The following is a 13166-nucleotide window of genomic DNA, read 5'->3' as shown; positions in this document are numbered from 1 at the left end:
TCACGGTCACGGGCCAAAAGACCCGTGATACGGCTATTCGCGGTCGACGCCGTCATCGATATCTTCTTCGATATCGCGAATATCTGCATCGACGCGAATGATCCGCTTTGGTATCCATTGGATGTGATGAAGGGCTTCTCTCAGGCCCTCGATAATTCCTTGCACCGTGCCACAGGTCAAGCATTGAGCCAGCAGAATGTGATGCCTCTATTGATGCACAATCGCATCAATAGAGGCATCATGCGTACTACCGTCACCGTCGACGACTCTCTCTACGCGCGCGCGATCGAACTCGCCGAGTCGGACATGGCACCTGCTGACCTGTTCCGGGCGGCGCTCGAAACGTTCGTACGCGTCCAAGCCGGCCAACGCCTGGCTGCGCTGGGCGGTTGCGTACCCGACATGCCGGACGTACCGCGTCGCGCTCCAGAGGCACCCGCCCGATGAGCGTCTTGATCGACACGTCAGTATGGGTCGAGCACTTCCGACGACCGCTACCGGCGCTGATCCAACTACTGCGCTTTGATAACGTGCTCACGCATCCGTTGGTGCTGCTCGAGCTGGCATGCGGAACACTGCCCGAGCCGCGCACGCGAACACTGGGAAACCTCGCGCTGTTGCGGCAAACCCGGCGTGCGACGCCTGTCGAGGTTGTGGATTGGATCGACCGAGAACGATTGCATGGGCGCGGATGCGGCGCCGTGGATTGCACGCTGCTGGCGTCGGTGCTGTTGACCCCAAGCACCTGGCTCTGGACGCGCGATCGACCTCTCGCGCAGTTGGCCAAGCAGTTCGGGGTACAGTATCTGCCGCCCGAGCCGCATTGAACGTGGCCGTTGCGGGCATCGTTTCCAAGCTCGTCAACCTGCCGGGCGCGACGCCATTTCACCTGTTACGAACAGCCCGCCCATTCCCGGGCGGGCTGTCCATTAGAGTGGCGAGGCCACAAGAACCAGATCAGCCTCCCCGCCTGAAAGGCGAGACCGACACTGGCGGCCACCAGGTTGATCCACCGGGTCAGGCGCTCAAGTATCTTCTGGACGCATCATGGCGACTCCAGCCGGTTAATGTCCGACCGGAGGCGTTCAACCGATAAGCAAGTATCGGCGGCCGCGACTCGCGACCTATTCAAGCATTTCCGGCTACCGGGGTGTGATGTACCAGGCCCTCGCGACGACATCACGAAGTTCTGCTATGAGCGCGTCAAATTCATCGCCCTGGCTACTACCGATTACTTCGACCCTGGCCCAGGCCGGGCGGAAAGTGAATCTGTACCGGTCATCGCGTCCCCGTCGATCGAACCGCTCGCAGTGTCGTTAAGCGGCCCGCGCGGGGCCTTCAGGGCCCTGGGCGCGCCGGGCTTTGCGCGGCGCGCCGATGCGATCAGTCGGTGCGGCTGAGTTCCCGGCGCAGGATCTTGCCGACCGTCGATTTCGGCAGCTGCTCGACGAAACGGATGCGCTTGGGCACCTTGTACGCCGCGAGGCTCGCGCGGCAATGCGCGATCAGGTCCGCCTCGGCCACGAACGCGTCGCGCGCCACCACCACGAACAGCTTGACCGCCTCGCCCGTCCGCTCGTCCGGCACGCCGATGCACGCGCATTCGGCGACGCCCGGGAAAGCGGTCACGACCGCCTCCACCTCGTTCGGATAGACGTTGAAGCCCGACACGATGACCATGTCCTTCTTGCGATCGACGATCCGCAGGAACCCCTTGTCGTCGAACACGCCGATATCGCCGGTGCGGAAATAGCCGTCGGCCGTGAACGAGCGCGCGTTCGCGTCCGGCTGCTGCCAGTAGCCGGCCATCACCTGCGGCCCCTTTACGCAGATCTCGCCCGCGCCGCCGATCGCCACCTCGTTGTCCTGCTCGTCGAGCAGCTTCACGTCGGTGGACGGCAGCGGCAGGCCCGTGGTGCCCGTGAACGCGTCGATGAACTGCGGGTTGAACGACACCACCGGCGACGTCTCCGACATGCCGTAACCTTCGCGGATGAAGGTGCCCGTCACCGCCTTCCAGCGTGACGAGATCACGTCGATCACCGCCGCGCCGCTGCCGGCCGCGAGCTTCAGGCGCGACCAGTCGACTTCCTTCAGGCGCGGATGGCTCGCGAGCCCTGCGTACAGCGTGTTGACGCCGACGAACACGGTCGGCCGTGCGGCCTTCAGCACGTCGACGAAGCCGTCCATGTCGCGTGGGTTCGCGACCAGCCAGTTCTGCGCACCGATCGCGAAGTAGGACAGGAAGTTCACCGTCAGCGCGAAGATGTGATACAGCGGGATCGCGGTGACGATGACCTCTTCGCCCGGCCGCCGCGCGTCGGGCACGAGCACCGCGAACTGTTCGATGTTCGCGACGAGGTTGCGGTGCGACAGCGCGGCGCCCTTTGACAGCCCGGTGGTGCCGCCCGTGTACTGCAGCAGCAACAGGTCGCTGCCGCTCAGCGCGACCGGTTCGCAGGCGAGCGTTTCGCCTGCGGCCAGCGCGTCCGCGAGCGCGATCGAGCCGGTCGGCAGCGCTTCGCACACGCCGGCCGGCGCGTCGAACACGCCGAGATCACGGCGGCCCACGCTCAGCACGCTGCGGATGCGCGTATTGCCGACCACGTCGGCGAACGTGCCCATCGACCCGCCGCACACCACGGCGACTTCGACGCCCGCGTCGTTGAGCTGATGCTCCAGCTCGCGCGCCGTGTAGAGCGGGTTCACGTTGACCTGGATCGCGCCGATCTTCGCGACCGCGACGAACGCCACCGGAAACGCGAGCACGTTGGGCAGCATCACGGCCACGCGGTCGCCCTTCCGAACCCCGACGACCTGCTGCAGATAGGCGGCCAGCGAGGTCGACAGGCGATCGACGTCGGCATAGGTGAGCGTGCGGCCGTACGCATGGAATGCCGGACGATCGGCGAAGCGGTGCATCGCGTCGTCCAGAATCGCGCTTACGGAAGGATGGCGATCAGGGTCGATCTCGGCGGGAAACGGGTCATACGATCCGGTCCAGTGTCTCTTTGTCATGCCTCACTCCTCGGGGGACGGCACGCCAGCCGTGCGCCGTTCGCACGACGGTCTGCACGCGTCGCCTGACCGGCAACTATCGCCGGCGCATTGGCGACACTAAAAGACTCGATCATCAATTTGTCTCCAGTTAATAGTCATACAGCGAGGTAATGCAATTTCGTCGGAAAATATCCGACACTTCGCCAACCTGACGTTTCACACGCACTGCTGATTGCGCTGCCCGCGACCGGGACGTCCCAAAGCCGTGACACCCCTCGTCGAAAGCAAACATTTCCGCGCCCGTGGCAAGCCTGATCGCCGGAAGCCGGGAACTGAATCCTGTCCTCGCGGCGCCCGTCGGGAACGACAACGGCAAGGACACTGACTGTCCGGCGCCAGTGGCAATTGAATACGCCGCCAGCCTGAACAGCCCGCCAGTGAAAAAGTGAACATGACGACAAGAAGCGCCCGAGGTCACGATGCTCAATTCGCCGCCCTTTGCAGCGGCTTCCATACCGAACCGCACATGGACACAACGCAGGCAACCGCCGAGCACGCGGTGAGTACGAGACAAACCGTCGCTGCAGTGCGAACGTGTCCTCCGTCAATGGTCAACGCGGCCACCAGCGGCCCGAAAGCGACGCCGAGCACTTGTGCCGCCGGCAACAACGTCGCAACCTTTCCGGACGGATCCGACTTGAGCGCCAGTCCGAATTGATACGGCATCACAAAAGGCCAGAAGAACCCGTAGACCATCGCGAACGCCGAGAACTCCACGATCGATCCTCGCGAAACCATCCCCATGCCGATGGCCGACACGATCGTCGCCGCTGCCGCGAGCAGCACACCGGGAGCAGGCGCAAGGCGGCGTGACATCAGGGTGCCGGCCAGCCCGCCGACGACCTCGACGCACAGCACCGTCGAGATCAGCGCATCCGCCTGCAGGCTGCTCATCCCCGCATCCTGACCGAGCGGCTCGAAGTAAGCCCACGCGGCGCCGAACCCCGCCTGCTGGAGAAAAGCGATCATCAGCGGCAGAAACCTGGCAACGTCCCACGCGAACGGGCCGGCCGACGCTTCTGAAACCGCGCCGAGCCGCTTCGGCAGCACGGCGCCAAGCATCGAGCACACGAGCACCGCGGCGGCCAGCAAAAGGAACCCACCGCGCCACGAATATCCCGGCATGACCAGACTCGTCAGCACGGACGCGAACACGGCCTGAATCAGCACCTGCGCGACGCTGAAAATGCCCGAATTCCGCGCGGGAAACGTCGTCCGAACGATGATGCACGCCGTCGACCAGACCAGCACGCCCTCCGCCAGCCCCGTGCCGATGCGGACCAGAAACAGCAGCACGAGGGAAAGCGGCAGCACGGTCAACACGTTGCCGACCACGACCAGCCCGCCTGCCGCCAACACGACGCGCCTGAAGCGCTCCAGCGGCAGCTTCACCGCCAGCCCGGCCCCAACGCCGAGCGCCACGATTTCCGCCATGATGACCAGCCCCATGACGTCGAGGGTCATGCGCTTCTCGTTTACCATCGCGCCGAACAGGATCGGCTGGATGCCGGTGATCAGCAACGCCATCCCGCCGATGAGAAGCGACGTGGCGATCTGGTGAAGCATCAGTCTTGTGTTGTATCTGTCGCGCATGGGCACACACCGGCATGAGTTGTGAAAGCGAAAGCGAACGGCAAACGGGTGTCTCCGATCCCGCGTGCCGTCCCAAGGAAACGGCCGTCACGCACCGGCGACGGCCTGGGAACACACCGGCGATGCTCAGCCGGGCACGCCGTCGGTAAATGCGTCGAGAAGCATCGTCAGTACCAAATCCTCCGGCACCACCGACGCGTCGACGCCTCCCCCGCCGCCGTACATCCCCCCCGAACGAGGCTGCCCGGGATGCGCCTTCCGTGCATGGGCCACCGCTTCGTCGAGATCCGCGGCAAAGCGATCGATCACGCCGTCGCGCGTCTGCGGTCCGGTCACGCACATATGGATCGCCTCGGGATTCTGCTGCCCGTTGAAACGCCAGCCGCGCCCGGCCATGAAATCGTTGACGTGATAGACATTGAACGCTGGCGAGTTGAACGAAAAACAGTATGTCGGCTTGCCCAGCAGCTTCAGTTCCGGATGGCCGGCCACGACCTGTTGCATCGCGAGGGAAGTTTCGAAAATGCGCTTCGCACGCTCGAGATAACCGGCCTTGCCGAGATGGCGCATGGACGCCCAGGTCGCCGCGATCAACCCGCCGCTGCGACTGCCCGCCAAGCCCGGCGACGCGTACTTGCCGCCGATCCATTCGGGCAGGATGTAATACTGATACCGGCGGAACGACGCGTCCCGCCATGCAAGCACCGAGGTTCCCTTGAGCCCGTAGCCGTACTTGTGCGTATCGGCCGAGATGGACGTCACACCGGGCAGCCGGAAATCGAAGACGGGAATGTTCGGGAAACCGAGCTGCTGGCCCCACGGAAGAATCCAGCCGCCCAGACAGCCGTCGACGTGGAGCCACACGTTCTTCTCGATCGCGATCTGCGACAGCGCCGGAATATCGTCGACCGTCCCGTACGGGTAGTTGGTCGCCGATCCGATGATGGCGATCGTGTTTTCGTTGATATGCGCCCTGACGAAATCGAGATCGACTGTCGTGTCGTCGTTCAGCGGAGCGCGAATGACCTCGATCGAGAACAGATGGGCCGCCTTGGTAAACGCGGGATGCGCGCTGACCGGCCAGATGATGTTCGGCCGCGTGATCTTCTTTTCGGCGCGAGCCTTCTCGCGATAGCCGAGCATCGCGTTCAGGATGCTCTCCGTGCCCCCGGAGCCGATCACCCCGCACGCCGAATGGCCGGGCGTAGCGGCCTTGACCGCGTCCCCGTTCAGCATTTCGAGCGTCATCTCAATGATCTCGGCCTCGAAGATGTTCATGCTCGGGCACAGGTCGCGCTGCAGCACGTTGGAATGGCTGAAGAAGCCGAAGCATTCGTTGAGAAACCGGTAATGCTCGTGTTCGCCGCTATACAGCGACCCGGAAACCTTCCCGCCTTCCCAGGCCTTATCCTCCTGCTCCGACATGAACCGGATCCGCTCGAGGATCTCCGACTTGTCCAGACCCGCCTCCGGGAAACCGGAAATAGTGTCGAACCTGTCCGCGTACGGATAGAGCATCTCTTTAATCGTTTTCGGATCGATCACAGCTTGACTCCAATTGAAAGTAACAAAGAATTTTCGGAGCCGCCCGTGCGGCTCCGGACCAACGAAACACACCGTCCGTCGTCACCGGCCCACAGTCTCAAGGCATGTCCAGCACCCCTTCCTGCGAAAACCAGACCGGCTTGCCGCGCGCGCCGATCAGCACTGCGGTCAACGGCGCGCGATCCGGACGCTGGACCACGTCGATCGGCGTGCCGTCCGCGCGCTGTTTCAGCACAAGTCCGTCGAGCCCGACGCCCACCCATCCGCTTCGAGTTGCGATCAGGTCGGTAATCGAACTTTTGGTTGGCGGGTTCAGCGCTTGCCACGTCGTCCCGCCGTCGACACTCTGGTACAGACTGCCCAGCAGGCCGCCCACGACGATGCGCCCGTCGCGCAGCACTACCCCCGCCCACAACGTCCCCTTGCCGCCCGTCGGCAGATATGTCCAGTTCGTGCCGCCATCGGTGGACTTCAGCACCATGCCCTGTTCGGACGCGACGTATAGCGCCCCGTGGCCGTCCGCGAAAACGCGGTACAGGTTGCGATCCGCCTTGACGCTGCCCGGCGGCTTCGGCACGGTGGTCCGCGTCCACGTCTTGCCACCGTCGTGCGTCGTGAGCATCAGCGACCACAGGCCCACCGCGATCCCGTCCCGCGCGTTCGTAAACAGCACCGAGAACAACGGCTGGTCGATCGAGATGTCGATACGCTGCTTGCGCCACGTTTCGCCTCCGTCGTCGGTCGCGAGAATCACGCCCCACTGGCCGACGGCCCAGCCGTGCTGCGCATCGATGAAGGTGACGGCCGACAGCGTGGCCGACACAGGCACCTTGCCCGCCTGTCGCCACGTCTCGCCGTCGTCGTCGGACAGCAGCACCACGCCGTGCTCGCCCACCGCGACGACGCGGGAGCCTGCGCGCGCCGCATCCAGCAGCATCATGCGGGCCGGTACGGACCATGCATGGGCGGGCCTCGCCACGCTGTCGGCCACCGTGCCCGCGGACCGGGCCAGGACCACCGCACCGATACACAGCAGCACGCACGCGAAAATCGTCTTGATCATGACCGGGTCTCCGTCAATCAATGGCTGAAGAGGCCGGGCGCGCGCGCCGGCTTGCGGCGCGGAAACCCGCGCTCCAGCAGCGACGCAAGCGCCGGGAGTGCCGTCATCGCCATCAGCAGATTGACGATGAACATGAACGCGAGGAGCTTGCCCATGTCCGCCTGGAACTTGAGCGCCGAGAAACTCCATGTCGCGACGCCGATCGCCAGCGTGATCGCGGTGAAGATCGTCGCGACCCCCACCTCGAGCATCGCCTGCCGAACCGCCGTCACGATGTCCTGCCCGCCGGCGAGATGCACCTGCAACCGGTTGTAGATGTAGAACGCGTAGTCGACGCCGATGCCCACCGCCAGCACCATCACCGGCAACGTCGCCACCGTCAGCCCGATCTGCAATTCCTTCATGAACCAGTAGCCGATGAAGGTCGCGACCGTCAGCGGCAGGCAGCAGGCCAGCATCGCGCGCCAGTCGCGATACGCGAGGAACACGAGAATCAGGATGGCGGCGTAGACATACAGCATCATCGGCAACTCGCTGCGCGCCACCTCCTCATTGATGGCAGCCAGCACGCCCGCATTGCCAGCCGCGAGACGCACGGTCACGCCAGGAAACGGATGCAGCGACCGGTACGCCTTCACGTCCTCCAGAATGCGGTTGATCGTCGTCGCCTTGTGATCCGTCAGGAACAGATGCACGGCCGTCATGCTGCAGTCGCTCTTCATGAAACCCTTCATCCGGCCCACGTCGACAGACACCGCGCCGTAGTTCTCCGGGTCGATCGGCACCACGTTCATCTTCGGGTAATCCTCGTTGTAGCCCTGGTTGTACCGGCGCAGCATCGCCGAGTACGACTGCACCGACACGACGCCCGGCTCGGTACGCATGGCATTCGTGAAATCGTCCTCGTAGAGCCCCACCGCCGGGTTGTCGCATGCGTTGCCGCCCGACTCGATCGCCACCGTCAGCCAGTCGAGCCCCATGTCGTAGTTGCCGGCGATCGACGTCGCGTCGCGGTTGAAGCGCGCGTCCGCGCGCAGCTCCGGTGCGCCCGGCTGAAGTGTGCCGATCACGCGATCGCGGCTTTGCCATACGGCGAACGCGAAGATCGCGACGGTCAGCACGACGGTCAGGCCGGCGTATCGCGGTTCGGCGATCCGCGCCAGCGCACGCAGCGGCCTCGCGCGCTGCTGCGCGCGCTTGAGCGCGCTGTCCGCATAGCGCCTGGAGAAGTTGAAGCACGACGCGGCCACCGGCAGCAGGATCAGGTTCGTCACGATCTTGTATGCGACGCCGAGCGACGCGGTGACCGCAAGCTCGCGCACCATCGGGATGGGGATCAGCAGCAACGTGATGAACGACACGAACGCGGTGATCAGCGCCAGCACGCCCGGAATCAGCAAGCCGCTGAAGCTGCGCCGTGCCGCCACGTACGAACTGTGCCCATGCGAAATCTCGCGCACGATGTAGTTCACCTGTTGCACGCCGTGCGACACGCCGATCGCGAACACCAGGAACGGCACCAGCACCGCGAGCGGATCGAGGCCGAAGCCGAGCAGCTTCAGCGTGCCGAATTGCCAGACCAGCGACGTCAGCGAACAGACGATCAGCAGCACCGTGAAGCGCAGCGAATGGCAGTACCAGTACACCGCGAGCGCGGTCAGCAGCAGCGCGATGCCGCAGAAGCCGAGCACGGCGGTCGCGCCGTCGGCGATATCGCCGATCTGCTTCGCGAAGCCAATGATCTGAACCTCGTAGCCGGCATCCTCGAACGGCTGTCGGATCTTCTGTTCCAGCAAATGATTGAACGCGACATAATCGATCACCTTGCCAGCCCGGTCGCGCTCGCTCAGTTCGGCGGTGATCATCGCGCTATCCTCGCCGTGCGACACGAGCGTGCCGACATAACCGCCCAGCGTCGTCGCGCGGCGGACCTTCTCGACGATCGCCGGCGTCAGCTGATCCGGCGTGATCGTGCCGGAAATGATCGGCTCGGCCCGAAAACCTTCGTCGGTGATCTCGTTCACATAGGCGTTCGGCGTCCACAGCGACTGCACGCCGATCCGGTCCACGTTCGGCAGGTACGTGACCGCCTGCGTGACGTCGTACAGTCGCGCCAGCCCCTCCTTCGTCCAGATCGAGCCCTTCCTCGCGCGCACGACGACCGTGATCCGGTTCGCGCCGAGCAGGTCGTTCCGGTATTGCTGGAACGTGCGGATGTACTCGTGACCGATCGGCATCTGCTTTTCGAAACCTGCATCCATGCGCAGTTGCACGGCGAACACGGCCATGACCACGGTAAACAAGCCGATCGCCGCGAGCACGATCACGCGATGACCGAAGAAAAGCCGCTCCAAATGGCTAACCAGGCGATTGAGCACGACATTTACCCCTTCATGTATTGCGGCGGCGCGCGACGCGTGCCGGGCGCGACTGCGTCACCATCAGAAATTACGGGTGACGAACATCCCGACGAAATTCCGGTCCGCATACGGCTGTCCCACCGTCTGATGACCGCCGAAAAACGCGGTGAAATTGATGCCGGCCTGCCAGTTCGGCGGGTTCTGGTTGAACAGCACGTAGACGTTCAGCGACTTCGCGCCCTGCATGTAATTCCCGGTGAGCGTGGGCGTGTAGCCGTAGAGGCCGTCGGAAAACGTCACGCCGGGCGTGACCTGCCACCCGCGGATCAGCGTGCCGTCGTAGGTCCAGTTGAAATCGATCGTCGCGCCCACCGAGCTCGCCGTGCCCTGTGCGGCGGCGATCGGATAGCCCAGCCCCGATCCGTAGTTCAACCACGGCATATAACCGGCGGCCGGCACCTGCGTGACCGTCTGCCCGTCGATCGTCCGGGTGACGCCGCCCGAATTCAGCCCCGGGTAGTAGATCCAGGTCAGTTCCCAGGTCAGCGCGGCGGAATCGGCGCCGAGCAGCTTCAGGAACGGATATTCGCTGCGCGTCAGCGCCAGCAGCCCGTTGATGTCGTACTGGAATTTCTTCTTGTCGACCCATTGCTGGCAGTCGATACCCGCCACGCCGTTCGTGTTCAGGTCGAGCGGGCCGCCGGCGCCGTAGCAGCTCGACAGCGCGACCGCGTCGCGCGGCCGGTACGACAGCTCGGTGCCGATCGCCCAGGGCCCGAGCCCGAAGTTCGCGCTGACGCCGAACAGTTGCCGGTTCTGCGGATACGACCACTGTTCCGTTCCGTTTGCCAGCGACGCCAGCACCGGCGACTTGTCCGTGTAGTTCAGGTAGTAGAACGCGAAGTTCGCATCGAACGCGCGCGGCGAGTAATTGAACTTCACGCCGAATTGCGGCTTGTATTTCGATGGTGCCTGCCACGCAACGGGAACACCGATGTCGTTGAAAGGCGGCCCCGCGAATGCGCCGTTCACCAGCCCGTTCCTGATTGCGTTGAGCGTGTCCTGGTTGCCGGCTGCGCCCGGCCCGAGCGCATTCGCAATCGTGCCCGCGCTCGGGCCGGCCACGTTGAGGTTGTTGGTGTTGAGCGTCAATGGCTCCGTGCCGCGTCCCATGATGTTCGACGTCGACCAGAACGACCCGACCGGCGGGTAGCGATTGCCGTTCCACTGGAACTGGTAGTAAGCCTCGGTGCTGAAGCCATGCGACAGATCGGACGCAAAACTGATCATCTGCGCCGGCAACAGCGCCTGCTTGAGCTGCGAACCGGGGATCAGCAGCTTCTGCACGTCGATCGAGTTCGTCGCGTTGATGCCGCTTTGCGCGAACATGCTCTCGCCCCAGTTGATCACCTGGTTGCCGAGGCGCACGTGCGCGTTGCGCCCGTCGATCGTGAAATCCTTCTGCGCCCACAGATCGAGCAGTTGCGCGTTGTACACCACCTGCGCGGCAGCCGTGCTCGACAACGGCGTGCGGTTTGTATTGCCGGCCATGAAGTCGTACATGCCGGTGCCGCGCACCATGAACTTGAGCCCTTCGCTCGGCATCTTCAGCAGCAGCTCGCTGGTCGCGCTGATGTAGGTGCTGAACGGCTGCCCCTTGCGGTAGTTCAGGTCGCCGTTGTCCGCATAACCCCATTGGTTGGTGTTCGCAGCCGCGCCACAGCCGAATGCGTTCGGATCGCCCGTGAGCGAACAGCTCGGGTTCTTCGTGCGAATGCCCATGCCGGCCGTCAGGTTCGTGACCCACGAACCTTGCAGATCGCCCTGTCCGGCAGTGAAATCGTATCCATACGCGGTCGACGTCGCCACGCCGATCGATGTCATCGAAAATATCGCATATCTAACTATTATTCTCATTTACGTCGTCTCCCCCTGACCCATGTTCGACCCCGACACACGCCACCGGCGCGCATCGGGCCTGCCGGTCATGCCGCGCGCCTAGCGCTCGCTGACGGATCGCAACGATTCCGCCGTGAAGAAATCGGCCTTGAAACGCGGATCGCTGGTTTCCTTGTACCAACGAATGTCCTTGCCCTGGCCGATCGACGATCCATCGAACACGTAGCGGCCGTTGCTCAGGTCGTACTGAGCGAATGGCTCGTTGTCGCAGGCGCCGCCGAGCTCCCATACCGGAATCGGGTAGCTTTCCCGCACCTTCCACAGCTTGCCCTGCGCGTCGTAGTCTTCGCCGACTAGCGCCAGCCAGCTATCCTCGTCCAGATAGAACACCTTCTTCGACGACGCATGCCGTGCGGTCGGCTTGAGCGTCCCCTCGACGACCCACACGCGGTGCACCTCGTAGCGCCGGCCGTCGGCGGCTATCCCGTTCGGCGTCGCGACGTCGCGCAGCTTGCGCTTGAAGTCGTACATGCCAAACGCGTTGTACGGCACGAGCATTTCGCGCTTGCCGACCAGCTTCCAGTTGAAGCGGTCGATCGCCCCGTTGAACATGTTGACTTCGTCGATCAGATACTGGTTCTCGAAGCCGATCTGCGGCGCGTCGTGCACATAGGCCGGCATCCGGCGCACCCGGCGTTGCCCCGGGAAGTAGTAGTACGTATCGGATTCCTTATCGAAATACTGACGCTGCACCACCGCCTGCCCGGCCAGCGCGGCCGGCATCGTGGCCGAGAAGTAGCCCGCGATGCTGAGCTGGTCGACACCCTGCGGCGTCGCCTTGCCGTCCTTGCCGGTCGGGGTATAGTTAATCTGCGTGCCGCCGATCTCGATCCAGTCGTTACTCCCCGGGCGCGGCGACACGGACGTGACCACCGGCGCCCATTCGACCGCTTGTCCGCGATACCGCGTCTCGAAGTTGAGAATCGCTTCCGCACCATTCTTCGGCTGCGGAAACGCCACGCCGGGGAACGTCGCCGTCTGGATCGTTTCGCCAGACGGTCCGAGCTTCGCATCGGCGAGGTTGGCCTTCGAATTCTGCTCGGCGGTGTCCGGCAACTGGCATTCGCGATGCGACGGGTAGACGTCCATCCGGTAGCCCTTCATCTGCTTGACAAGCGCGATCTGGCCGGGTGACAGCTTGTCGGCATACTTGTCGACACTCGACGCATCGATCGTGTACAGCGGCTTCTCGTTGCGATGCTTCCAGAAATCCCCGCGCGTCTTACCGTACTCCCAGCCCGCCTGCGGCGCCTGCCGGCCGGCGAACGCGGGCACGAGCCCGTCCTTGCCGGCCGCGCGTTCGGCGCCCACCGGGGTGAGATCGTCGGCCGCGACTGCGCTTGCGTTCACGTACAGCAAGGCGGCCGCCAGGGCAACCGACATGAATCCGCCTGTTCTGTTTCTCATCATCGTTCTCCGTCCTGTTCCACCAATACTCGACCGTCACGCACCCGCTCGCGATAGCGATTCTCCCGGCCCGAGCGCTCGCGCCATCCGGCCGTCGTTCCGCTCGCAGACACACGCCGGTCGTACGTCCGGTTTTCGTCTCCTGCCATTTCTTCAAAAAGGATTCCTTAATTAATGAA

The 13166-nt window shown here is 64.0% G+C and carries 9 protein-coding genes; 2 read left to right on the top strand and 7 right to left on the bottom strand.

Translation table 11 applies throughout. The features are described 5' to 3' along the window. The first annotated feature begins 240 nt into the window (after window positions 1-240). On the top strand, window positions 241-447 hold the full coding sequence (locus tag GQ57_RS18695; protein WP_034198694.1) for a DUF2191 domain-containing protein: 207 nt from the start codon (window positions 241-243) through the stop codon (window positions 445-447). Beyond that, window positions 444-827, top strand: a complete 384-nt coding sequence (locus tag GQ57_RS39665; protein WP_081896702.1) for a type II toxin-antitoxin system VapC family toxin — start codon at window positions 444-446, stop codon at window positions 825-827. The genes GQ57_RS18695 and GQ57_RS39665 overlap by 4 nt, the downstream gene beginning before the upstream one ends. Window positions 828-1383: 556 nt before the next feature. On the opposite strand, the gene GQ57_RS18690 is transcribed toward GQ57_RS39665, so the two are convergent. From GQ57_RS18690 to GQ57_RS18660, 7 genes are all read right to left on the bottom strand, one after another. Further along, the gene (locus GQ57_RS18690) at window positions 1384-3018 is read right to left on the bottom strand and encodes an AMP-binding protein (protein ID WP_034198672.1); all 1635 of its coding nucleotides are present in this window, start codon (window positions 3016-3018) and stop codon (window positions 1384-1386) included. Window positions 3019-3483: 465 nt separating this feature from the next. Then, the gene (locus GQ57_RS18685; RefSeq protein ID WP_052001384.1) at window positions 3484-4653 is read right to left on the bottom strand and encodes an MFS transporter; all 1170 of its coding nucleotides are present in this window, start codon (window positions 4651-4653) and stop codon (window positions 3484-3486) included. A 126-nt stretch (window positions 4654-4779) separates the two neighbouring features. Beyond that, window positions 4780-6270, bottom strand: coding sequence for a pyridoxal phosphate-dependent decarboxylase family protein (locus GQ57_RS18680; protein ID WP_235215089.1), 1491 nt, complete (start codon window positions 6268-6270; stop codon window positions 4780-4782). Window positions 6271-6295: 25 nt separating this feature from the next. Further along, a complete protein-coding gene (locus GQ57_RS18675; protein ID WP_034198670.1) occupies window positions 6296-7261 on the bottom strand; it encodes a WD40/YVTN/BNR-like repeat-containing protein in 966 nt (321 codons plus the stop codon). Window positions 7262-7278: 17 nt separating this feature from the next. Continuing rightward, window positions 7279-9639, bottom strand: a complete 2361-nt coding sequence (locus GQ57_RS18670; protein WP_034198669.1) for an efflux RND transporter permease subunit — start codon at window positions 9637-9639, stop codon at window positions 7279-7281. Window positions 9640-9702: 63 nt separating this feature from the next. Then, window positions 9703-11505 (bottom strand): DUF1302 domain-containing protein, encoded by a 1803-nt coding sequence (locus tag GQ57_RS18665; protein WP_425321992.1) that lies wholly within the window; start codon window positions 11503-11505, stop codon window positions 9703-9705. Window positions 11506-11619: 114 nt separating this feature from the next. Beyond that, window positions 11620-12963, bottom strand: a complete 1344-nt coding sequence (locus GQ57_RS18660) for a DUF1329 domain-containing protein (protein WP_235215088.1) — start codon at window positions 12961-12963, stop codon at window positions 11620-11622. Between the last annotated feature and the right edge of the window lie 203 nt (window positions 12964-13166).

The sequence above is a fragment of the Burkholderia sp. MSh2 genome, from assembly GCF_000731655.1.
GTDB lineage: Bacteria > Pseudomonadota > Gammaproteobacteria > Burkholderiales > Burkholderiaceae > Burkholderia > Burkholderia paludis.
Note: the sequence above shows the minus strand (reverse complement) of the source record. Positions and strands in the feature narration are given on the sequence as shown.

What these genes read in the sequence shown, in the direction of transcription:
- GQ57_RS18685 (WP_052001384.1), bottom strand. Translation starts at nt 4,653, where the DNA reads ATGCGCGACAGATACAACACAAGACTGATGCTTCACCAGATCGCCACG.
- GQ57_RS18690 (WP_034198672.1), bottom strand. Translation starts at nt 3,018, where the DNA reads ATGACAAAGAGACACTGGACCGGATCGTATGACCCGTTTCCCGCCGAG.
- GQ57_RS18660 (WP_235215088.1), bottom strand. Translation starts at nt 12,963, where the DNA reads ATGTCGGTTGCCCTGGCGGCCGCCTTGCTGTACGTGAACGCAAGCGCA.
- GQ57_RS18675 (WP_034198670.1), bottom strand. Translation starts at nt 7,261, where the DNA reads ATGATCAAGACGATTTTCGCGTGCGTGCTGCTGTGTATCGGTGCGGTG.
- GQ57_RS18695 (WP_034198694.1), top strand. Translation starts at nt 241, where the DNA reads ATGCGTACTACCGTCACCGTCGACGACTCTCTCTACGCGCGCGCGATC.
- GQ57_RS39665 (WP_081896702.1), top strand. Translation starts at nt 444, where the DNA reads ATGAGCGTCTTGATCGACACGTCAGTATGGGTCGAGCACTTCCGACGA.
- GQ57_RS18665 (WP_425321992.1), bottom strand. Translation starts at nt 11,505, where the DNA reads ATGACATCGATCGGCGTGGCGACGTCGACCGCGTATGGATACGATTTC.